The 21,600-nt window shown below is 60.3% G+C and carries 19 protein-coding genes and 1 riboswitch; of the genes, 7 read left to right on the forward strand and 12 right to left on the reverse strand.

Annotated features, from left to right (window positions below; genetic code table 11):
- Positions 1-5: 5 nt before the first annotated feature.
- The 3 genes from N2601_RS07330 to N2601_RS07340 all read right to left on the reverse strand — a co-directional run bounded on the left by N2601_RS07330 (position 6) and on the right by N2601_RS07340 (position 2,394).
- The gene (locus N2601_RS07330) at positions 6-659 is read right to left on the reverse strand and encodes an HAD-IA family hydrolase (RefSeq protein WP_104823188.1); all 654 of its coding nucleotides are present in this window, start codon (positions 657-659) and stop codon (positions 6-8) included.
- Positions 656-1,654, reverse strand: coding sequence for an RluA family pseudouridine synthase (locus tag N2601_RS07335; protein WP_104823189.1), 999 nt, complete (start codon positions 1,652-1,654; stop codon positions 656-658). The genes N2601_RS07330 and N2601_RS07335 overlap by 4 nt, the downstream gene beginning before the upstream one ends.
- Before the next feature lie 206 nt (positions 1,655-1,860).
- A complete protein-coding gene (locus N2601_RS07340) occupies positions 1,861-2,394 on the reverse strand; it encodes a copper chaperone PCu(A)C (protein ID WP_104823190.1) in 534 nt (177 codons plus the stop codon).
- Between the two features lie 183 nt (positions 2,395-2,577).
- Positions 2,578-2,665: riboswitch (glycine riboswitch) on the forward strand.
- Positions 2,666-2,812: 147 nt separating this feature from the next.
- Here N2601_RS07340 and gcvT point away from each other — a divergent pair.
- From gcvT to N2601_RS07360, 4 genes are all read left to right on the forward strand, one after another.
- On the forward strand, positions 2,813-3,949 hold the full coding sequence (gcvT, locus tag N2601_RS07345) for a glycine cleavage system aminomethyltransferase GcvT (protein ID WP_104823191.1): 1,137 nt from the start codon (positions 2,813-2,815) through the stop codon (positions 3,947-3,949).
- A gap of 28 nt (positions 3,950-3,977) precedes the next feature.
- Positions 3,978-4,340 carry a glycine cleavage system protein GcvH gene (gene gcvH, locus N2601_RS07350; protein ID WP_104823192.1) on the forward strand — a complete coding sequence of 121 codons (363 nt, stop codon included), beginning with the start codon at positions 3,978-3,980 and terminating at the stop codon, positions 4,338-4,340.
- On the forward strand, positions 4,340-7,204 hold the full coding sequence (gene gcvP, locus N2601_RS07355; protein WP_104823193.1) for an aminomethyl-transferring glycine dehydrogenase: 2,865 nt from the start codon (positions 4,340-4,342) through the stop codon (positions 7,202-7,204). Before gcvH ends, gcvP begins: the two co-directional genes overlap by 1 nt.
- A 240-nt stretch (positions 7,205-7,444) precedes the next feature.
- Positions 7,445-7,729 (forward strand): addiction module antidote protein, encoded by a 285-nt coding sequence (locus tag N2601_RS07360; protein ID WP_104823194.1) that lies wholly within the window; start codon positions 7,445-7,447, stop codon positions 7,727-7,729.
- A gap of 23 nt (positions 7,730-7,752) precedes the next feature.
- Here the strand turns inward: N2601_RS07360 and sufA are convergent, their stop codons facing one another.
- The 7 genes from sufA to N2601_RS07395 all read right to left on the reverse strand — a co-directional run bounded on the left by sufA (position 7,753) and on the right by N2601_RS07395 (position 14,778).
- Positions 7,753-8,142: a Fe-S cluster assembly scaffold SufA gene (sufA, locus tag N2601_RS07365; protein ID WP_104823195.1), complete on the reverse strand. Its 390-nt coding sequence runs from the start codon at positions 8,140-8,142 to the stop codon at positions 7,753-7,755.
- 76 nt (positions 8,143-8,218) lie between these two features.
- Positions 8,219-8,599 carry an SUF system Fe-S cluster assembly protein gene (locus N2601_RS07370; protein WP_104823196.1) on the reverse strand — a complete coding sequence of 127 codons (381 nt, stop codon included), beginning with the start codon at positions 8,597-8,599 and terminating at the stop codon, positions 8,219-8,221.
- Positions 8,600-8,610: 11 nt separating this feature from the next.
- On the reverse strand, positions 8,611-9,852 hold the full coding sequence (locus N2601_RS07375) for a cysteine desulfurase (RefSeq protein WP_104825103.1): 1,242 nt from the start codon (positions 9,850-9,852) through the stop codon (positions 8,611-8,613).
- A gap of 14 nt (positions 9,853-9,866) precedes the next feature.
- A complete protein-coding gene (sufD, locus tag N2601_RS07380) occupies positions 9,867-11,141 on the reverse strand; it encodes a Fe-S cluster assembly protein SufD (protein WP_104823197.1) in 1,275 nt (424 codons plus the stop codon).
- Between the two features lie 22 nt (positions 11,142-11,163).
- Positions 11,164-11,919, reverse strand: coding sequence for a Fe-S cluster assembly ATPase SufC (gene sufC / locus N2601_RS07385; protein WP_104823198.1), 756 nt, complete (start codon positions 11,917-11,919; stop codon positions 11,164-11,166).
- Between the two features lie 74 nt (positions 11,920-11,993).
- Positions 11,994-13,463 carry a Fe-S cluster assembly protein SufB gene (gene sufB / locus N2601_RS07390; RefSeq protein WP_104823199.1) on the reverse strand — a complete coding sequence of 490 codons (1,470 nt, stop codon included), beginning with the start codon at positions 13,461-13,463 and terminating at the stop codon, positions 11,994-11,996.
- 148 nt (positions 13,464-13,611) lie between these two features.
- The gene (locus N2601_RS07395; RefSeq protein WP_104823200.1) at positions 13,612-14,778 is read right to left on the reverse strand and encodes a cysteine desulfurase family protein; all 1,167 of its coding nucleotides are present in this window, start codon (positions 14,776-14,778) and stop codon (positions 13,612-13,614) included.
- A gap of 233 nt (positions 14,779-15,011) precedes the next feature.
- Between N2601_RS07395 and N2601_RS07400 the strand changes: the two genes are divergently transcribed.
- Complete coding sequence (locus N2601_RS07400) at positions 15,012-15,689, forward strand: alpha/beta hydrolase (RefSeq protein WP_104823201.1); 678 nt, start codon at positions 15,012-15,014, stop codon at positions 15,687-15,689.
- Positions 15,690-15,724: 35 nt separating this feature from the next.
- On the opposite strand, the gene N2601_RS07405 is transcribed toward N2601_RS07400, so the two are convergent.
- The gene (locus N2601_RS07405; protein WP_104823202.1) at positions 15,725-16,240 is read right to left on the reverse strand and encodes a GNAT family N-acetyltransferase; all 516 of its coding nucleotides are present in this window, start codon (positions 16,238-16,240) and stop codon (positions 15,725-15,727) included.
- Positions 16,241-16,395: 155 nt separating this feature from the next.
- Here N2601_RS07405 and tyrS point away from each other — a divergent pair, with 155 nt between their 5' ends.
- On the forward strand, positions 16,396-17,652 hold the full coding sequence (tyrS, locus tag N2601_RS07410) for a tyrosine--tRNA ligase (protein WP_104823203.1): 1,257 nt from the start codon (positions 16,396-16,398) through the stop codon (positions 17,650-17,652).
- A 148-nt stretch (positions 17,653-17,800) separates the two neighbouring features.
- Positions 17,801-18,127: a hypothetical protein gene (locus N2601_RS07415; RefSeq protein WP_104823204.1), complete on the forward strand. Its 327-nt coding sequence runs from the start codon at positions 17,801-17,803 to the stop codon at positions 18,125-18,127.
- Between the two features lie 30 nt (positions 18,128-18,157).
- On the opposite strand, the gene N2601_RS07420 is transcribed toward N2601_RS07415, so the two are convergent.
- Positions 18,158-21,577, reverse strand: coding sequence for a YhdP family protein (locus N2601_RS07420; RefSeq protein ID WP_104823205.1), 3,420 nt, complete (start codon positions 21,575-21,577; stop codon positions 18,158-18,160).
- Between the last annotated feature and the right edge of the window lie 23 nt (positions 21,578-21,600).

A 21,600-nucleotide genomic window follows, 5' to 3' on the forward strand; every position in this document is an offset into this window, starting at 1 on the left:
TCACCTCAGAGAATATGGCTCAACAAGTCGTTCGGGTGATGGGCAATCGTGTCGGCACCTGCCGCCAGCAGTTCTTCCACCGAAGCATAGCCCCAGGCAACACCGATCGCGGTCGCACCGGCCGCTTTCGCCATCTGCATGTCGTAGACGGCATCGCCGATAACGATTGTATCATGCGGATCCATGCCGGTCTCGCTGCAGCATTCCGTCACCATCGCGGGATGCGGCTTGGAAGGGCAATCATCAGCGGTGCGCGAAACGGCGAAATAGGGCGTAAAGCCGTTCGCTTCAAGAACATGCTCCAAGCCCCGGCGGGACTTGCCGGTCACCGCGCCGATCAGCAATTCATCGCGGGCGGCGAGCGTCTCGATCAACGGTTTGATCCCGTCGAAAAGCGGCGTCTGCATATCGCCCTCGTCGCGCACGTCGGGGAAGATCGATTTGTAGTGCGCCGTCATGGCAATTGCCTCGTCATCGACATGCGGCTTGCCCTGCATACGGGCAATCGCGATGTCGAGTGAGAGACCGATAATCGACTTGGTGGAGGCGACATCGGGACGCTTGTGGCCGAAATCGACGAAGGTGCGCGCCATGACCTCGTGGATCAGCCGGACGCTGTCGACCAGCGTTCCGTCACAATCGAAAAGCACCAGCTTCATTCGTCGTCCGGCTCCCCGGCCGATGCCTCGTCAAAGCCGAGGAGGTTCCAGGTTTGCACCATATGCGGCGGCAGCGGCGCGGTGATGCGCAGGCGCCCGCCGCTCGGATGCGGGATATCGATATGGCGGGCATGCAGGTGCAGCCGCTTCTGAACGCCGCCGGGAAAGTCCCAATTCGGGTCGTCCTCGAAATATTTGGGATCGCCGATGATCGGATGGCCGATATGCAGCGCATGGACGCGGAGCTGGTGCGTGCGGCCGGTATAAGGCTCCATTTCCAGCCAGGCGAGACGCTGGGCGGCGGTTTCGACAACACGGTAATAGGAGACAGCGTGATCGGCACCCTCCTCGCCGTGTTTGGCGATGCGCATCCGGTCGCCATCGGCGGTGGCTTCTTTCACCAGCCAGGTCGAGATCTTGTCCTCGTGCTTGCGGGGCACGCCCTTCACCAGCGACCAATAGGTCTTCTTGGTGTCGCGCTCGCGGAAGGCGGCCGTCAGCTTCTGTGCGGCACCGCGGGTGCGGGCGACGACGAGAACGCCGGAGGTATCGCGGTCGAGGCGATGCACTAGGCGCGGCTTTTCACCCTTCTGGCTGGTCCATGCCTCCAGCATCTTGTCGATATGGCGGCTGACGCCGGAGCCGCCCTGCACGGCGAGGCCGGCCGGCTTGTTCAGCACGTAGACCTTGTCGTCCTCATGCAGCAGCATGCGCGCCAGCAGCTCGGCGTCGCCGGAATGCTTCAGCTCCTTGCCTGCGATCGGTCCGCTTTTCGGCCCCTTGGCGTCGACATCCAGCGGCGGCACGCGCACCATCTGTCCCGGCTGCACACGCGCATCTGTCTTCACGCGCCCGCCGTCGACACGGACCTGGCCGGAGCGCATCAGCTTCTGTAATTGCCCAAAGCCCAGCCCTGGAAAATGCACCTTGAACCAGCGGTCGAGGCGCATGCCGGCCTCGTCGGGCTCGACCTTTATATGCTCAATCCCGGCCATTCGTCTTCTTTCAAGAACCGCGACATGACCCCGAAAAGCGCGAAATGGTTTCGGACAAGATCATGCCAAATCAAAGGACTGGGGCGGCCTTGCCCCAGGGCCGGGTCATCCGGCCTTTTGAGGTGGCTTTAGAGCATTTCGACGAAAAGTGGAAACCTGAATTGTCTGCCCGACGGGAATTTTGTGACAATGGTGCCCGGTAAACCTCATTTTGCGTTCGGCGCCACGACAGGAAGGTTGATATCGACCATTCCCGCCTTATCGAACATCAGCATCACCGGCACCGTGCCGCCCTGCTTGAACGGCGTCTTCACCTTCTTGAACATCATGTGCAGGCTGTTGGGCGAAAGCGTCACCGTGGCCCCAGCGGGGATGGCAACACCCTCTTTGAGTTCCCGCATCTGCATGACCTCGCCCTGCATCTTCATCTCGTGCAGCTCCACCTTGCCGGCGGCCGCTGAGGTCACGGACGTCAACCTGTCGTCGCTGCTGCCGCCATTGTGAATAGTGATGTAGCCGCCACCGACCGGCTGCCCCGGCAGCATGGCGCGGACATAGCCGCCGCTGATGTCGAGATCGCCGAGCTTGGCTGCAGCCGAACCCGCCGGCGCTTTGCCGGCATCCATATGCATCCCGGGCATTTTGCTCATGTCGTCGCTCTGCTGCGCCATGACGGCGACAGCCGAGAATGAAAGTGTGGTCGCCGAAATCAGCAATGCGGCGGCGAATTTGCGGTTCATCATTGTCTCCTGCCCGGCTCCTATATTGGCACCATGGGATAGCTTCTCGAAGCGCGATTGCAAAGTCCCCTGCATCCATCGGTCGCGCGTACCGGCCTCCGCTCATCAAGTCGCCACGACAAAAATTTGTTTCAGAGCGACATTTGCCCCTTGCCATCTCTGGCGACTACCAGATAATGGCACCCAACCCTGTTGGGAGAATCCGGCGCAAGCCGGTGCCGAAGGAGCAACCGCCCCGGAAACTCTCAGGCCAAAGGACCAACATGGGGCAGACGGAACTCTGGAGAGTAGCGCGCAAGCGCTCGCCGAAGGGATAACAATCTCAGGCAAACAGACAGAGGGGGCTCATCGAAGGCGCAGCCGCGCCTGAATTTTGAGCTCTGCGCTTTTAGCCAAGCGCAAAACCCGGAGGCGTCATTTGGACGAGACCGCTGCCCTCAAGAAGACACCCCTTCATGCCCTGCATCTGTCGCTCGGTGCCCGTATGGTTCCCTTCGCCGGCTATGACATGCCGGTGCAATATCCCGCGGGCGTGCTCAAGGAACATCTCTGGACCCGCGCATCGGCCGGCGTGTTCGACGTCTCCCACATGGGTCAGGTCACGATCCGAGCCCGTTCCGGAAGATATGAGGATGCGGCGCTTGCACTGGAAAGCCTAGTGCCGGTCGATATTCTCGGGCTCGCCGAAGGCCGTCAACGCTACGGTTTCTTCACCGATGACAACGGTGGCATTCTCGACGATCTGATGATCACCCACATGGACGACTACCTCTTCGTTGTCGTCAACGCCGCCTGTAAGGATGCAGATCTCAAGCATCTTCAAGATCATATCGGCGATAGCTGCGAAGTCACTTTACTTGATCGCGCCTTGATCGCGCTGCAGGGGCCGCGTGCCGTTTCAGTGCTTGCCGAACTCTGGGCGGATCTCGCCCATATGAAATTCATGGATGTCCGCCATTGCCGCCTGCATGACGTTTCCTGTCTCGTCTCCCGCTCCGGCTATAGCGGCGAAGACGGCTTTGAGATTTCCGTACCGGCCGACAAGGCTGAGGATATTGCCCAGCGGCTGCTCGAACATCCCGATGTCCAGCCGATCGGCCTCGGCGCCCGCGATTCCCTGCGTCTCGAAGCCGGGCTCTGCCTCTATGGCAACGATATCGATCAGACGACGACGCCGGTGGAAGCCGCGCTCGAATGGGCCGTCCAGAAAGCCCGCAAGACCGGCGGTGCCCGCGCCGGCGGCTTTCCCGGTGCCGGCCGCATCCTTGCTGAATTCGACAATGGTGCCTCGCGCCGCCGTGTCGGTCTGAAGCCGGAAGGCAAGGCGCCGGTGCGTGGCCACGCCCAGCTTTATGCCGACGCCGAGGGTAAGACCGAGATCGGTGAAGTCACTTCCGGCGGCTTCGGGCCGAGCGTCGAAGGCCCCGTTGCCATGGGCTATGTGCCAGTTGGTTTCGCCGCACCGGGAACACAGGTCTTTGCCGAGGTTCGTGGCAAGTACCTGCCCGTCGCTGTCTCTTCCCTGCCCTTCATCACTCCCACCTACAAACGCTGAAAACGTCATATTCCAGAGAGGATCTTCCATGCTGAAATTCACCGAAGAACATGAGTGGCTCAACATCGAAGGCGATGTCGCGACCGTTGGGATCACGGCGCATGCCGCCGAACAGCTCGGCGATCTGGTTTTCGTGGAATTGCCCGAGGTCGGCGCCAGCTTCTCCAAGGGAGACGATGCGGCGACGGTCGAATCCGTCAAGGCGGCGTCCGAAGTCTATTGTCCGCTCGACGGCGAGATCACCGAGATCAACGAAGCCATCACCGCCGATCCGGCGCTCGTCAATTCTGATCCGATGGGCGCTGGCTGGTTCTTCAAGCTGAAGCTGAAGAATATTGCTGATGCCGATGGTTTACTTGATGAATCCGGATATAAGGAGTTCATTGCGTAATGAATACGCCTACGGAATTCACATTCACCGACTACCAGCCCTACGATTTCGCCAATCGCCGCCATATCGGTCCCTCTCCGTCTGAAATGGCTGATATGCTGAAGGCGATCGGCTATGACAGCCTCGACGGGCTGATTAATGCGACGCTGCCGCCCACCATCCGCCAGAAGGCGCCGCTCACCTGGGCTGCGCCGATGACGGAACGTGAGGCGCTCGACAAGCTGCGCGAGACCGCCAACAAGAACAAGGTCCTCGTCTCGCTGATCGGCCAGGGCTATTACGGCACGATCACGCCTCCGGTCATCCAGCGCAATATCCTGGAAAATCCCGCCTGGTACACGGCCTATACGCCCTATCAGCCGGAAATCAGCCAGGGCCGCCTCGAGGCGCTGCTGAACTACCAGACGATGATCTGCGATCTGACGGGCCTCGATGTTGCCAACGCCTCGCTGCTCGACGAAGCAACCGCTGCCGCCGAAGGCATGGCGATGGCCGAGCGCGTGGCGAAATCAAAGGCCAAGGCTTTCTTCGTCGATGCCGATTGCCATCCGCAGACAATCGCATTGATCAAGACCCGCGCCGAACCGCTTGGCTGGACCGTCATCGTCGGCAATCCCTTCACCGATCTCGATCCGGTCGATGTCTTCGGCGCCATCTTCCAATATCCGGGCACGCATGGTCACATCAACGACTTCACCGGCTTGATTGCAAGGCTGCATCAGACCGGCGCCATCGCCGTGGTCGCCGCCGATCCACTGGCCTTGACGCTACTTAAATCGCCCGGCGAAATGGGCGCGGACATTGCCGTCGGCTCATCGCAGCGCTTTGGCGTGCCAGTCGGCTATGGCGGACCCCATGCGGCCTACATGGCCGTCAAGGATGCCTATAAGCGCTCCATGCCCGGCCGCTTGGTCGGCGTTTCCGTCGACGCCCGCGGCAACCGCGCCTATCGCCTGTCGCTGCAGACTCGTGAGCAGCACATTCGCCGTGAAAAGGCGACGTCGAACATCTGCACCGCGCAGGTGCTGCTCGCCGTCATGGCTTCCATGTATGCCGTCTTCCACGGCCCCCAGGGCATCAAGGCGATCGCCCAGCAGGTGCATCAGAAAGCCGTGTTGATGGCAAAGGGCCTGGAAAGGCTCGGCTACAAGATCGAGCCTGAGACTTTCTTCGATACGATCACCGTGGAGGTCGGCCATATGCAGGGCCTGATCCTGCGCGCGGCTGTCGCCGAAGGCGTCAATCTGCGCAAGGTGGGCGAAACCAAGATCGGCATGAGCCTTGACGAGCGAAGCCGTCCGGCAACGCTGGAAGCCGTCTGGCGTGCCTTCGGCGGCAATTTCCGCCTCGCCGACTTCGAATCCGGCTATCGATTGCCGAAGAACCTGCTGCGCACCAGCGAATATCTGACGCATCCGATCTTCCATATGAACCGTGCCGAAAGCGAGATGACCCGCTATATCCGCCGGCTCTCCGATCGTGATCTGGCGCTCGACCGCTCGATGATCCCGCTCGGCTCCTGCACGATGAAGCTTAATGCAACGGCTGAGATGTTGCCGATAAGTTGGCCGGAATTCGCGGATATTCATCCTTTCGTCCCGGCCGATCAGGCGCTCGGTTATCGTGAAATGATCGATGACCTGACGGAAAAACTTTGCGCTGTGACGGGCTATGACGCCTTCTCCATGCAGCCGAATTCCGGCGCGCAGGGCGAATATGCCGGCCTGCTCACCATCCGCAACTATCACATCGCCAACGGCCAGGGTCATCGCGACATCTGCCTGATCCCGACCTCGGCCCACGGCACCAATCCGGCTTCTGCACAGATGGCAGGCATGAAGGTGGTCGTCGTCAAGGTCAGCGATGACGGCGATATCGACATGGCGGACTTCCGCGCCAAGGCGGAGCAATATGCGGCCAATCTCTCCTGCTGCATGATCACCTATCCGTCGACGCACGGCGTCTTCGAAGAGACGGTGAAAGAGATTTGTGATGTCGTGCATATGCACGGTGGCCAAGTCTATCTCGATGGCGCCAATATGAACGCCATGGTCGGCCTCTCTCGTCCCGGCGACATCGGCTCCGACGTCAGCCACCTGAACCTGCACAAGACCTTCTGCATTCCGCACGGCGGCGGCGGCCCCGGCATGGGGCCGATCGGCGTCAAGGCGCATCTGGCGGCGCACCTGCCCGGCCATCCGGAGATGGACGGCCGCAGCGGTGCGGTCTCCGCCGCAGCCTTCGGCTCTGCTTCGATCCTGCCGATTTCCTGGAGCTACTGCCTGATGATGGGCGGCGAAGGGCTGACGCAGGCGACGAAGGTCGCAATCCTCAACGCCAACTATATCGCAGCGCGGCTGAATGGCGCTTACGACGTGCTCTACAAGTCGAAGACTGGCCGCGTGGCGCATGAATGCATCATCGACACGCGCCCGCTGGTCGACAGCGCCGGCGTCACCGTCGATGACGTCGCCAAGCGCCTGATCGATTGCGGCTTCCACGCGCCCACCATGAGCTGGCCGGTTGCCGGCACGCTGATGATCGAACCGACCGAATCGGAGACCAAGGCCGAACTCGACCGGTTCTGCGAGGCGATGCTTGCGATCCGCGAGGAGGCCCGCGCCATCGAAGAAGGCCGGATGGACAAGACTGACAACCCGCTGAAAAATGCGCCGCACACGGTTGAAGACCTCGTCGGCGAGTGGAACCGGCCCTATTCCCGCGAGCAAGCCTGCTTCCCGCCGGGTGCATTCCGGGTCGACAAATACTGGTCGCCCGTCAACCGTGTGGACAATGTCTTCGGCGATCGGAATCTCATCTGCACCTGCCCACCGGTCGAGGCCTACGCCGAAGCTGCCGAGTAAGCGCTTTTCCGAAAAAGTGAAGCGGTTCAGCCGCTTCACTCCTGTCCGACATAAATCTATCGCGAAAAATCTCTATGACAGCGCCGCGTGTCCGATCGGACGCGCGGCGTTTTTGCTCGTAAAAAATCAATTTGAGAACTGCCATGCGGATGTCACCGCCCATGTGTGCCTGCGGACATGGCTTACATGAGAGCGAAGCTGCGCTCATCCGCGACTGGCTTATACGGAAAGGCATATGGGATGGATGGGGAAAAGCTCATCAGCATGGACGCCATGGATGGCTATATTGCAGCCGCTTTCGAAACCGACGATCCCTCTCACATCGCCAGGGCCCTCGGCGCCGTGGCGCGAACGCGCAACATGAGCAAGCTTGCCAAGGATGTCAGCATGAACCGCTCAGCGCTCTATCGGGCGCTCAGTGGCGATGGAAATCCGGAATTTGCGACGATTCTAAAGGTCGTGAAAGCACTTGGCTTGAAACTGACGCCGGTGCCGGTGGCCGACCGCAAATCGGACGCTGCCTGATACTAAGGCGGCGAAAGGTTTGTTCAGACCGCCGGAGCGGCCTGACGCTGCGCAGCCAGGGCCGCGAGATCGGCGGGCTTCAACTCGACGGATTCGCCGCAGCCGCAGGCCGACGTCTGGTTGGGATTGGTGAAGGTGAAGCCGGAACGCAGCGTGGTGGTTTCGAAACCCATCTCGGTGCCAAGGAGATAAAGCACGGCCGACGGCTCGACCCAGACCTTGGCGCCGTTGCGCTCGATCAGGTCGTCCTTGGCATTCGGTTCGGTCACCAGGTCGATGGTATATTCCATCCCGGCGCAGCCGCCCTTCTTGATGCCGACGCGAACGCCCTTGGCATCGGGACCGGAATTTTCGACGATCGCCTTGACGCGCGCTGCCGCGTCATCCGTCATGCTCATTACTGCAAAGCCCATGGGCCCATTCTCCTTCCACAACCGGGGTCAAGATCCGGTGCTTCGAGTCATAATGTAAAGCGGGCGGCTTAAAGCTTCAATACCAGCCGACGGCCACCTGCGCCTCTTCGGACATGCGATCCGGCGTCCACGGCGGATCGAAGGTCATGCTGACTTCGACGCCGGAAACCCCTTCGACAGCACCGACCGCATTTTCGACCCAGCCAGGCATCTCGCCGGCGACGGGGCAACCCGGCGCGGTCAGCGTCATGACGATCTTCACCATGCGATCGTCCTCGATGTCGATCTTGTAGACGAGACCGAGTTCGAAGATGTCGGCAGGAATTTCAGGGTCATAGACCGTCTTCAGCGCGCTGATGACATCCTCGCTGAGGCGCGCCAGTTCGGCCTCGGGAATGCTGGAATGCACGATGCCCTCGCGCACGTCGATCTTCTGTTCGCTTTCATCGAGTGACATCGCTTGCCTCCTTAGGCAAAGAATTTTCGCGCATATTCCAGCGCATCGGCCAGGGCATCCACCTCGGCACGGGTATTGTACATGCCGAACGATGCACGGCATGTGGAGGTCACGCCGAAGCGTTTCAAGAGCGGCTGGGCGCAATGTGTGCCCGCGCGTACGGCAACGCCCTGCCGGTCGATCACCATCGAAACATCGTGGGAATGGATACCCGCGAGTTCGAAGGAGAAAATACCACCTTTGCCGGGTGCCGTGCCGAAAACGCGCAGCGAATTGATCTCCCGCAGCCGCTCCGCCGCATATGCCGCGAGATCGGCCTCGTGCCGGGCGATCGCCTCTCGGCCGACGCTTTCCATATAGTCGAGCGCGGCGCCAAGTCCGATCGCCTGAACGATGGGCGGAGTGCCGGCTTCGAAACGATGCGGCGGATCATTGTAAGTGACGTTATCCTCGGTGACGTCGAAGATCATCTCGCCGCCGCCCTGGAAGGGCCGCATCTCGCGCAACCTGTCCTTCTTGCCATAGAGCACGCCGATCCCCGAAGGGCCGTAGAGCTTGTGGCCGGTCATGACATACCAGTCGCAATCAATGTCCTGCACGTCGACGGGCAGGTGCACGGCGCCTTGCGAGCCGTCGATCAGCACCGGAATGCCGCGCTCATGCGCGATGCGGCAGACTTCTTTGACCGGAACGATGGTGCCAAGCGCATTCGACATGTGGGTGATCGCAACGAGCTTGGTACGTTCCGTCAGGCTCTTTTCGAAATCCTCGATATGGAAGGCCCCATCGTCATCCACCGGCACCCAGACCAACTTGGCGCCCTGCCGCTCGCGGATGAAATGCCAGGGCACTATGTTGGAGTGATGCTCCATAATGGAGACGACGATCTCGTCGCCCTCGCCCAGCTTGGGCATGCCCCAGCCATAGGCGACGGTATTGATCGCTTCGGTGGAATTCTTGGTGAAGATGATATCATCCACCGACGGCGCATTCAGGAAGCGGCGCACTTTTTCGCGCGCAGCCTCATAGGCCTCGGTGGCCGCATTGGACAGGAAATGCAGCCCGCGATGCACGTTCGCATATTCGCGAGAATAGGCATGCGAGATCGCGTCGATCACGACCTGCGGCTTCTGTGCTGATGCACCGTTGTCAAGATAGACCAGCGGTTTGCCATGGACGGTCGTCGACAGGATCGGAAAATCCCGGCGGATTGCTTCGACGTCATAGGCGGTGGCTGGTACGATCTTGTCCACGAGCATTGCTCCAATCAGGCGTGATTTTCGAGCCAGTCCGAGATAACGCCTTCCAGCGCCTCGACCAGGGCTTCGTCTTCCAGCTCTTCGATAATCTCGGCCACGAAGGCATTGACCAGCATGGCGCGGGCCTTGTTCCTGGGGATACCGCGCGCCATCATGTAGTAGAGATGGTTCTCGTCGATATCGGCAACCGTGGCGCCATGGCCGCACTGCACATCGTCGGCGAAGATTTCCAGCTCCGGCTTGACCGAGAACTCGGCATCGTCGGACATCAGCAGCGTGTTGCAGGCCATGCGGGCATCGGTCTTCTGCGCATCCGGAGCGACCCGGATCATGCCTTGGAAGACACCGCGAGCGCGGTCGAACACCACGTTGCGCATGATCTCCGTCGAGCCCGTATGCGGTACGTCGTGGCCAAGCACCAGCGTCACATCGGTATGCGTATCGCCACCGAGCAAATTGACGCCGCGCAGAACAAGGTCGGAGCCCTCGCCTGTGACTTTTACATGCAGCTCCTGGCGCACCAGCTTGCCGCCGGCATTGATGACGAACAGCTTCAGCTTAGCCTGCGCGCCGAGGTCGACGCGAATCTGGCCGAGATGCGTATCCTCGGTTCCCTGCTCCTGCAGGATGATCCAGGTCACTTCGGCACCCTTGCCGATCTTGATATCGCTGACCGAGGAGACCATTGCCGCAGCACCGGGCACGGCCTGGTGGCGTTCGATCACGGTCGCCTTGACATCGGCGCCGAACGAGACCGGCAGACGGCTATGGATCTGGCCACCGGCATGGATGAACTGGATTTCGAGCGGCGCATCAAGCTCAGTCCCATCCGGAAATTCGATGACATAGCCGTCGCGCACGAAGCTGCCGTTGATGCGGCCGATGGCGTCATCCCTTCCTAGCGCGGTCAGCCGAGCGGCGGCGGTACCGTCAGCCAGACTATCGGCATAACGGCGGACAACCAGGCCATCGACCGAGGTTTTGCCGCTCGTGCTGCCCTGCAGAACCGATAGCACGGCCGAACCGGGAACGGTCGGCGATAAGGGCTCGACGCTGCCGGCGCCTATGTCTGTCGGGACGGAACGCAGCAGGGTCTTGAAATCGGTATAATGCCAGGCTTCGAAACGCCGCGTCGGCAGGCCAGCGGTCTTGAGATCGTCCAGCAAACGGTCGCGGACGGCGAGCACGTCGCCATCACCCGGCAAATCGCCCAACTGGTTGTTATAAGCCTCGATCAGCGCCGTCTCAGCGGCGGTCAGACGGCTCGTCGTCTGAATGTTCATCGACGTATCCTTTCCGCCCCGATCAGGCCGCAGCCCCGATGATGTCGGCATAGCCGTTGGCTTCGAGCTCATGCGCCAGCGTCTTGTCGCCGGACTTGATCACCTGGCCCTTGTAGAGCACGTGCACGGTGTCCGGGATGATATAGTCGAGCAGGCGCTGATAGTGGGTGATGACGATCACGGCGCGATCGGGAGAACGCAGCGCATTGACGCCGTCGGCGACGATCTTCAGCGCATCGATATCGAGACCGGAATCGGTTTCGTCCAGCACGCAAAGCTGCGGCTCGAGGAGTGCCATCTGCAGGATTTCGGCGCGCTTCTTCTCGCCGCCGGAGAAACCGACGTTCAGCGGGCGCTTCAGCATCTCGGTGTTGATCTGCAGCTTGCCGGCAGCGTCCTTGACGCGGCGCATGAAGTCAGGCGTCGTCAGTTCGGCTTCGCCGCGCGCCTTGCGCTGCTCGTTCATCGCCACCTTCAGGAACTGCATCGTGGCGACGCCGGGAATTTCGACCGGATATTGGAAAGCCAGGAAGATGCCCTTGGCGGCGCGTTCGGCGGCGTCGAGTTCCAGAATGCTCTCGCCATTGTAGAGGATATCGCCTTCCGTGACTTCGTAATCGTCGCGGCCGGAAAGAATGTAGGAGAGCGTCGACTTGCCGGAGCCGTTCGGACCCATGATGGCAGCCACTTCGCCAGCCTTCACCGTCAGGTCCAGGCCGCGGATGATCTCGGTGCCGTCTTCGGCGATGCGGGCGTGCAGGTTCTTGATTTCAAGCATAGTAGAATCCTATCGAAGGAATGAAGGTGCGGCGCGCCGCTTGCGCGCCAAAAACATGTCTCTTGTCGAGGGCTTTACCCTACGCTGCCTTCCAGCGAGATGCCGATCAGCTTCTGCGCTTCAACGGCGAACTCCATCGGCAACTCCTGCAGGACTTCCTTGACGAAGCCGTTGACGATCAACGCAATCGCCGCTTCTTCCGGGATGCCGCGCTGCAGGCAATAGAACAACTGGTCCTCGGAGATCTTCGACGTGGTGGCCTCGTGCTCGAAATGCGCCGACGAGTTCTTCGCCTCGATATAAGGCACCGTATGCGCACCGCATTTGTCGCCGATCAGCAGCGAGTCGCATTGCGTGAAGTTGCGGGCGTTGGTCGCGCGGCGATGCGCCGAGACCTGGCCGCGATAGGTGTTCTGCGATACGCCGGCGGCGATGCCCTTCGAAATGATGCGGCTCGACGTGTTCTTGCCGAGGTGGATCATCTTGGTGCCGCTGTCGACCTGCTGGTGGCCGTTGGACACGGCGATCGAGTAGAACTCGCCACGGCTGTCGTCGCCGCGCAGGATGCAGGACGGGTATTTCCAGGTGATCGCTGAGCCGGTCTCGACCTGGGTCCAGGAGATCTTCGAGCGATCGCCGCGGCAATCGCCACGCTTGGTGACGAAGTTATAGATGCCGCCCTTGCCGTGCTTGTCGCCCGGATACCAGTTCTGAACGGTCGAATACTTGATCTCTGCGTCGTCCAGGGCAATCAGTTCGACGACAGCCGCATGCAGCTGATTTTCGTCGCGCTGCGGCGCGGTGCAGCCTTCGAGATAGGAGACATAGGCTCCCTCTTCGGCGATGATCAGCGTACGCTCGAACTGGCCGGTGTTCTTCTCGTTGATGCGGAAATAGGTGGAAAGCTCCATTGGGCACCGCACGCCCTTCGGCACGAAGACGAAGGAGCCATCGGTGAACACGGCCGAATTCAGCGTCGCATAGAAATTGTCGGTCGTCGGAACGACGGAGCCGAGATATTTGCGCACGAGATCAGGATGCTCGCGGATCGCCTCCGAAATCGACATGAAGATCACGCCGGCCTTCTTCAGCTCTTCCTTGAAGGTGGTGACCACCGAGACCGAATCGAACACCGCATCGACGGCGATCTTCGGCTTCTCGACGCCAGCAAGGATCTCCTGCTCACGCAGGGGGATGCCGAGCTTTTCATAGGTCTTCAGCAGCTCCGGGTCGACTTCGTCGAGCGATTTCGGACCGGCAAACTTCTTCGGCGCTGCGTAATAGTGAATATCGTTGAAGTCGATCTTCGGATAGTCGACGCGCGCCCATGTGGGCTCTTCAAGCGTCAACCAGCGACGATAAGCCTCGAGGCGCCATTCCAGCATCCATTCCGGTTCCTGCTTCTTGGCAGAGATGAAGCGGATAATGTCTTCGGAAAGACCCTTGGGAGCCTTTTCCACCTCGATGGTGGTCTCAAAACCGTACTTATACTGGTCCACATCGATCAAGCGAACCTGATCGACTGTTTCCTGGACTGCAGGCATGTCGTTCTCCAATCTCGCCGGATCCAAGGTCCGGCAGCTTGTCAACGTTGCGGCAGACTGAAATGTCTACCCTCTATGTAGTCGGCCAAAAGGGACTTTTCAGCCCGCTTGGCAAGCGGAAATTTCTGTTTCCGCAAAATTGTGGCCGTTAGGCCGCAGCTCCGGCAAGTTTACGCCGTCCCGCAATTCGGGCGAACGCAGCAATCGCGCGTTCGACATCCTCTTCGGTCGTCGTAAATCCAAGCGAAATGCGCAGCGCCCCGAGCTTGGGATCGCAGCCCATCGCCATCAGCACATGGCTTTCACCCACCTTGCCGGAAGAGCAGGCGGAACCTGCCGAAATCGCCACCCCTTCGAGATCGAAGGCGATCTGTCCGGTTTCGGACTTCAGCCCCGGCAGGGTGAAGAAACTGGTATTCGGCACGCGCGGGCCGCCTTCGCCGTGAATGATGACATCGGGCGCGGCAAGCCGCATGCCCTCCTCCAGTCGGTCACGGAGTTTCGCAGCGGCCGCATTGCGGCTGTCGAACTCGGCGGCGGCCGCGGCCGCGGCCGCGCCGAAGCCGACGACGGCCAATGCGTTCTCCGTGCCGGAACGATGCCCTTTTTCCTGTCCGCCGCCATGGATCAGCGGCTTCGGCATCAGCACTTCGCCGCGAGAGACGAGCGCGCCGGCCCCTTTCGGTCCGCCGATCTTATGCGATGAGATGACGAGGAAGTCGGCGCCGATCTCGTTGATATCGATCGGAACCCGGCCTGCCGCCTGCACGGCGTCGACGACCAAGAGGCCGCCGAATGCCTGCACGATCTCAGCCGCTTCGCGCACGGGCTGGAGAATGCCGGTTTCGTTGTTAGCAAGCATGATCGCCACCATCGGCAGCCCACTTGCCTTGTCATGGGCCGAAAGCATCGCTTCCAGCGCAGCAAGATCGACAACACCGTCCGATGTCACCGGTATTTCGCTGATCTTTTCCTTCGGGAATCGGCCACCCTCCCTGAGGGCTGGATGCTCGATTGCCGATATATAGAGATGGCCGATCGCAAGGGGCGTACGGCCCATGCGGAATTCCGGCGTCAGCACCATGTTGGCGGCTTCCGTTGCGCCGCTGGTAAAGACGACATGAGCCGGTTCGGCCCCCGTCAGACTTGCGACCTGCCGGCGCGCAGCTTCGATCGCCGCCCGCGTCGCACGCCCTTCGCCATGAACAGAATTGGGGTTTCCATAGAGGTCCAAGGCGTGCAACATAGCGTCGCGCGCCGCCGGATGAAGCGGTGCGGTGGCATTCCAGTCGAGATAAAGGCGCGTTGCCGCCATAATCTTCTTCCTGCCTGACGAAGCCTTGTTGTGCCCGGCTCATTTTCCTTGAAATTTCAGCCGGGCATGCCTTATGACACGTTCGACAAACCGTTGCACAAACAACGCATGGAAGATCGTGCCAAGTTTCGAATTGTTCTAAACTGCGTTCTAGAAAAGATGAGCGCATTAGTCAAGTCAACTTGCTGCGTCCCGCCTAGTTTGAACGCAGAAAAAGAAGAGCCGGAGTATCGATGCCCGAAGTTATTTTCAACGGCCCCGCAGGCCGCCTTGAAGGCCGCTATCAGCCATCCAAGGAAAAGAGCGCCCCGATCGCTATTATCCTGCACCCTCATCCGCAATTCGGCGGCACGATGAACAATCAGGTCGTCTACCAGCTCTTCTATATGTTCCAGAAGCGCGGCTTCACGACGCTTCGCTTCAATTTCCGCGGTATCGGCCGCAGCCAGGGCGAATTCGACCATGGCGCCGGCGAATTGTCTGACGCCGCTTCGGCGCTCGACTGGGTGCAGAGCCTGCACCCGGATTCGAAGAGCTGCTGGGTCGCCGGCTATTCCTTCGGCGCCTGGATCGGCATGCAGCTTCTGATGCGCCGACCGGAAATCGAAGGCTTCATGTCGATCGCACCACAGCCGAACATCTATGATTTCTCGTTCCTGGCGCCCTGCCCGTCCTCGGGCCTGATCATCAACGGTGATTCCGACAAGGTCGCTCCGGAAAAGGACGTCAACGGCCTCGTCGAAAAGCTGAAGACGCAGAAGGGCATCCTCATCACCCACAGGATCGTCCCCGGCGCCAACCATTTCTTCAATGGCCAGGTCGATACGCTGCTCGGCGAATGTGAAGACTATCTCGATCGTCGTCTGAATGGCGAATTGGTGCCAGAACCGGCAGCCAAGCGGATCAGGTGATTTACCCCTTCTCCCTTCGGGGAGAAGGCTTTCCGTTACCGCGACATCTGAAAACTGAGACCTGAAACGCCGTCGATCACAATCGGCGCGCGATATTGCATGCCGATTTTACGGAGAACCCGCTGCGACGCGGCGTTTTCCGGATGGGTGAAGGCGATGAACTGGCGAGCGAAACCGCGTTGGAAAAACCAGTCCGCAAGCGCCCCTGCAATTTCGGTGGCATAACCATTTCCCCAGGCTTCCCGACGGATGGAATAACCGAGTTCGAATTCGCCGCGTTCGCTCTCCTCAAACCGGGAAAAGCCAGCCCGTCCGATGAAACGGCCGTCGTCGCGTCTGAGCATCTTGTATTTGGTCACGCCATCGCGCGCCTGTTCATTAAACCAGCTTTTGAGGCGCGCCTCGGCCTTCTCAAGAGTCCATGGCGCGGCGCCCGAGAGATAGCGAGTCGTCTCGATCGTCGAATGCAATTGTCTGATGAGCTCGGCGTCGCACTTGTCCCACATCGTCAGAATGAGACGCGGGGTCTCCAATATAATGGTGTCGCTCATTGGTCGCGTCGCTTCCCAATCCTGCTCAAACTTCCCACGCGGCAGTCAACCAAAATGGTGACGAGCCGATAAATCAGTGCTAAACGCGCCGCGACGGTTCAACAATAGCGATTTCGCCGCATGGCACACCTGCGGCGCCCCGAGAGACCAAGATCATGGCTGAGTTCAAATCCGATTTCCTGCGCACCTTGCAAGAGCGCGGCTTCATCCACCAGATTTCCGATGAAGCCGGCCTCGACGACCTCTTCGCCAAGGAAACCGTGACGGCCTATATCGGCTTCGACCCGACGGCGCCGAGCCTGCATGCGGGCTCGCTGATCCAGATCATGATGTTGCATTGGCTGCAGGCGACCGGCCACCGTGCCGTCTCGCTCATGGGTGGCGGTACCGGCATGGTCGGCGATCCCTCTTTCAAGGAGGAATCGCGTCAGTTGATGACGATCGATACCATTGAAAGCAACATCGCCTCGATCAAGCGCGTCTTCTCCAACTACCTGACATACGGCGAAGGCCCCAAAGATGCGTTGATGATCAACAACGCGGAGTGGCTGCGTTCGCTCAACTACCTGGAATTCCTGCGCGACGTCGGCCGCCATTTCTCGGTCAACCGCATGCTCTCCTTCGATAGCGTCAAGACGCGCCTGGATCGCGAGCAGTCGCTGTCCTTCCTCGAATTCAACTACATGATCCTGCAGGCCTACGACTTCGTCGAACTGGCCAAGCGTTACGACTGCCGCCTGCAAATGGGTGGTTCGGATCAATGGGGCAATATCGTCAACGGTATCGACCTCGGTCACCGCATGGGGACCAAGCAGCTTTTTGCTCTGACCTCGCCACTGTTGACCACCTCCTCGGGTGCCAAAATGGGCAAGTCGGCCTCCGGCGCGATCTGGCTGAACGCCGACCTGCTCTCGGCCTATGATTTCTGGCAATACTGGCGCAACACCGAGGATGCGGACGTCTCCCGCTTCCTGAAGCTTTATACCACGCTGCCGATGGACGAGATCGCCCGCCTTTCCGCCCTCGCCGGCTCGGAGATCAACGAGGTCAAGAAGATCCTCGCCACCGAAGTCACCGCGATCCTGCATGGCCGCCAAGCCGCCGAACTTGCCGCCGAAACCGCGCGCAAAACCTTTGAGGAAGGCGGGCTTTCTGAAAACCTGCCGTCCGTCGATCTTCCCGCATCCGAACTCGACGCCGGCATCGGGCTGCTCTCGCTGATCGTCCGCGCGGGTCTCGCCGGCTCGAACGGCGAAGCCCGCCGTCATGTCCAGGGCGGCGCCGTGCGCATCAATGATCAGGCGATCAGCGACGAACGCAAGGTGATCGGCAACGGCGAAGTCACCGCCGATGGCGTCATCAAGCTGTCGCTCGGCAAGAAGAAGCACATCCTGATCCGCCCTGCTGCTTAATAGGCTGCCTGACACCGAAACACGAAAGCCGGCGCAACCCGCCGGCTTTTTTACGCTTTCAGCGCCTCCGCAGCAATTTAATGCACGGTCATGTCGGACCATGGCATTTCCGTTCGTCTTTTGTAGAGATCAACTCTGGAGGCGAGTTATGGACGAACTGCCGGTAATCGAAACGAGGCGTAAAGGTAAAAGCCTCACGCAGAGCATGCTGATTCCCAGCAAGGACATGGTTGCTCGGGCACTCCGGGCCGCCCCTCCTGGCGAATTATCTGACATTGCCAAGATAAGACGGGCGCTCGCCAGGGAATATGGAGCGGATGCCTGCTGCCCCGTGACCGTCCAGCGACATCTGGTGCAAATCAGTCAAGACGGCACTGCCCCGTTCTGGCGCGTGGTCGATCCTGAGCGACCTTCCGCCCGGCGCATGATCGGCGGACCTGAACGCATACGCGAGCGGTTGGCGAACGAACGATGATCGGTTTGGCCTGCGTGCTCGGCGTGAAGCTCAGAACTCGAAGATCTGCCGGAACACGCCCGGTGCGATGATCGACAGCGGGTTGATCTGCAGGTTCGGTTTTTCAAAGTTTCCGGTGAGCCTGAACGTGATGCCGATCAGGCCGCGGTCGCTGCCGTTGCCAAGGATGAATCCGACGATCGGCACTTCGGCGAACAGCCGGTTGAGGCCATAGGCGGGCATGAACGTGCCCGTCAGGTCCATGTTGCCGTTCGCGTCCTTCACCGTGCCTTGAAACGTCGCGCCCACCTGTACGCCGCGGACAACGCCATTTTCCACCGCAAGCGTCCCCTTACGCAGCACCAAGCGCGCGAAACCGCGCTCGAAACTCTGGGATCGCGTATCGATATTCTGTTTGACGGCCGAATTCAGGCTTCGCCCATTTTTGCCGCTCGGTGTGGAAACGATGGTCGAAAGCTTCTTTTCGTCGATGATGGCGAAGTTACGGATATCGAGCGAACCGTCCCAGGCATCAGTTCCCGTGGAGCGTAGCGACAGATTGAGCAGGCCGCCTTGCAGATGCTTGTAGAGATCGGCAAAACGCGCCACTGCGCCCGCATCGCCGCTGGTGATGCGAATAGTTCCGCCGTCTCCGCCCTTGCTCACCTGGCTGACGACGGCCTCGCCGCTGTGCGTGAGGCCGGAGAAATCCGCAGCTATCGTGCGGCCGCCGACGATGGAATAGACGCCCTTGAGATTTCCGATCGACTCATCGTTGAAGCCGACGACCTTATCGAGATTGGCCCGGATCGTTGCACCGGACGAATCATCCTTGTTGTCACTTTTGTCGCTGGATGCTGTTTTCAGCCGCGCCAGAACTGGCCGGAGATCGGCCGAATTGCCGGCGACGGATATGTCGTAGTTGCCGCTTTTGCCGTGCTTGATCGACAGCGCGAAATCATCGAGCGCGGAAAGCTTGACGCTATCGAAATTTGCCGAAGACAGGCCACCCTTGCTGACGACGAGATCGCCGCTGACACCGAAGCCATCTCCTTTGAGGACGAAATTTTTGAGCACTGTCTGGCTGTCCGGCCCGGAGGCCTCGAATTGGGCGGTGGCTGGAATGCCGCTGCCTTTCGACCAGCCGACCCACGGAACGGTCAAGGCCGCCTTGGCGAGGTCGATCTTGACGCCCTGCCGATCGTCGTCGATGCGCGTGAGTTCTATCTTAATCGGGCCATCGATAATGTCATTGAGACCCGGTATGACGCTGTTACGTTGGGCATCGGTGAGCGTGGCAGTGATCACGCGACTGCGTTTGGCCGTTGATTTGCCGTCCGTCGGTTCGACCATATCGATTTGCGCTGGAATGCCGTCGATCTGCGCCTGGGCATCCAGATGCACGGATTGGGGATCGGCGTCGATCTCGCCCGTAAGATTGGAAATCTTGCGGTTGTTCATCGGCTTCAGCAGATCGACGTCATCGAGCTGCAAGTTCGCCTTCCAGACCGGCGGCGGCGGCTTCTGATCGCTGATCAGGCCGATTGTCGCATCGACCTTGGCGACGATCTTGCCGTTGAAGTTCTCCGGTTTGAACTCGGTTCGCTGCAGCACTTCCAGCGGCTTATAGGTCAACAACTCGCCGATGGAATCGCCCGTGCCGGATATTTCCAGCGTGAGGGTGGCCATCAATGGCTTGTCGTAGGCCGACGGGATCGAGAAATTGCTGTCGTTCAGCGTCACCGAGCGGCCTGAGGGGAAATAGGAGGTGCCGCTCGCAATATCGACGCTCATCGTCGGACCGGTCAGATCGAAATGCGCCTGGGTGTCCCGGATTGGCGGAATCTCGCCTGGCACGTCGAGGCGCGCCTCATCGATATCGAAGGCGATGTGCAATTCGTTCTTTCCGAGCTGCAGCTTGCCCGTTTTCGCCGCTTCCGCCAGTCGTCCGGCGGGGATGAAGACCGAAATGACCCCATTGGTCACCGTGCCGCCGAAGAGGTTTTTCTCCACCCAGACCCGAGGTTTCGAGGCCATCCAGAACGGCCAGAGCTGCTTGATCGCGGTCGTATCGAGCTTGTCGGCGCGGCCGCCGAAGCTGATCTCCGGCGAGCTGTCTCCGAGTTTCAGATGCAGGGAGCCAAACAACGCGCCCAGCGGCGTGGAGATGCCGAGATTTTCGAATTGCAGTTCCTTGGTCGCCGCCAGGAAACGCCCCGTCGCCTGCCCGTCGAAGCTGACCGGCTGTTCGCCCGAAATGGAGGATGCTGCCGTGCCGCCACGAATCAGGAAGTCGATGCCGAAGCCCTTGCCGGCATTGGCGTCGATATGGTCGAGGTCGATCAGCGCCCCGGAGAATGGCACAATAGTGCCGACGAATTGAGCCTTAGACGGCGCAATCTCAAGCGTGTGGTGGGCGAAGTTGTAGGCGAGATTGATGTTGGCCTTTGTCAGCTCCTGCGGGTCGCGGTCCATGTAGAGCGTGCCGGGTTGGACATCGATCGAGGCGCTGAGCTTTGGTTCTATCCCTGAACCACCACGCATGGCGGTCACCGTCATTCCGGCGAAACTCATGATGCCCTGGCGCGGCGTGCCGTTCTGATCATAGGCCATCGTTAACGGCTTCAGGTCGAGATTGGTTACCTTTGCGGTCAGGGAAGAACTGCGCCCAGCCTCCTGTTGATCGGCGGTGACATCCAGCGTCGCGACGGAGCCGTTGACCGCAACCTGTCCATAAAGATGCAGCGATGTCGGTCCGCTGCGCTCGAAGGTGAGGCTGTCGACCACGAGCGAGATCGGCTCGCCGCCCTCCTGTCGTGCCAGCTTGACGGCAAAGCCGGAAATGCGCACCGAGTTCGTGCCGCCGCGTTCGACGAAACGCTCGAGGAAATCGAGATTGTCGAAGGCTGACTTCAGCGCTTGCGGTAACGCATCGACGCGCAGCATCGTCAGGTCGACGGGATCGCCCTGCGGCAGCAGCGACGTGTCGAGCGCGATGCCCTCTGCCGCCACATTGGCCACTTCGACACGGCCTTCGACAAGCGCCAGCGGATCGAGCACCATGCTGACCGCCGACATGGTCGACAGGTGCTTGCCGCTCTCCTGGTCGACCACATTGACGTTGCGGGCTTCCAGCTCCAGCCGCAGGGTGGGCGTAAAGCGGACCACGGTCGAGCCAACCTCCGCTTTGTAGCGAGGCCCGATCGCGCGATCGAGGGCAAGCTGTGCCTTCTGCGACAGGGGTTCATCGAAAATGCCGCCCTCGATGGTCGCGATGACGGCGCCGGCGATCAGGGCGAGAAAGGCGATGAAGACAAGGGTGATGCGGCAGACATGCCAGACATGCGAGCGCTTGCGCCGTTTGCGCTCGGGGACATGCACGATCATAGGATCGTCGACCTGAGCGGAAGGCAAGTGGTCGAGCGAGACGAGATCCTTCTTGCGGAATATAATCTTTTCGCCTCGGATCACTCCCGTGCGTCCCTTTCTTTTTT

The organism is Rhizobium sp. CB3060 (assembly GCF_025200735.1).
Lineage (GTDB): Bacteria > Pseudomonadota > Alphaproteobacteria > Rhizobiales > Rhizobiaceae > Rhizobium.

Bases quoted from the DNA above. Each gene is read 5' to 3' on its own strand.
- N2601_RS07335 (WP_104823189.1), bottom strand. From the start codon at position 1,654: ATGGCCGGGATTGAGCATATAAAGGTCGAGCCCGACGAGGCCGGCATG.
- tyrS (WP_104823203.1), top strand. From the start codon at position 16,396: ATGGCTGAGTTCAAATCCGATTTCCTGCGCACCTTGCAAGAGCGCGGC.
- N2601_RS07395 (WP_104823200.1), bottom strand. From the start codon at position 14,778: ATGGCGGCAACGCGCCTTTATCTCGACTGGAATGCCACCGCACCGCTT.
- sufD (WP_104823197.1), bottom strand. From the start codon at position 11,141: ATGAACATTCAGACGACGAGCCGTCTGACCGCCGCTGAGACGGCGCTG.
- sufA (WP_104823195.1), bottom strand. From the start codon at position 8,142: ATGGGCTTTGCAGTAATGAGCATGACGGATGACGCGGCAGCGCGCGTC.
- N2601_RS07370 (WP_104823196.1), bottom strand. From the start codon at position 8,599: ATGTCACTCGATGAAAGCGAACAGAAGATCGACGTGCGCGAGGGCATC.
- gcvH (WP_104823192.1), top strand. From the start codon at position 3,978: ATGCTGAAATTCACCGAAGAACATGAGTGGCTCAACATCGAAGGCGAT.
- N2601_RS07360 (WP_104823194.1), top strand. From the start codon at position 7,445: ATGGATGGGGAAAAGCTCATCAGCATGGACGCCATGGATGGCTATATT.
- N2601_RS07340 (WP_104823190.1), bottom strand. From the start codon at position 2,394: ATGAACCGCAAATTCGCCGCCGCATTGCTGATTTCGGCGACCACACTT.
- N2601_RS07330 (WP_104823188.1), bottom strand. From the start codon at position 659: ATGAAGCTGGTGCTTTTCGATTGTGACGGAACGCTGGTCGACAGCGTC.
- N2601_RS07415 (WP_104823204.1), top strand. From the start codon at position 17,801: ATGGACGAACTGCCGGTAATCGAAACGAGGCGTAAAGGTAAAAGCCTC.
- sufB (WP_104823199.1), bottom strand. From the start codon at position 13,463: ATGCCTGCAGTCCAGGAAACAGTCGATCAGGTTCGCTTGATCGATGTG.
- sufC (WP_104823198.1), bottom strand. From the start codon at position 11,919: ATGCTTGAAATCAAGAACCTGCACGCCCGCATCGCCGAAGACGGCACC.
- gcvP (WP_104823193.1), top strand. From the start codon at position 4,340: ATGAATACGCCTACGGAATTCACATTCACCGACTACCAGCCCTACGAT.
- N2601_RS07400 (WP_104823201.1), top strand. From the start codon at position 15,012: ATGCCCGAAGTTATTTTCAACGGCCCCGCAGGCCGCCTTGAAGGCCGC.
- N2601_RS07405 (WP_104823202.1), bottom strand. From the start codon at position 16,240: ATGAGCGACACCATTATATTGGAGACCCCGCGTCTCATTCTGACGATG.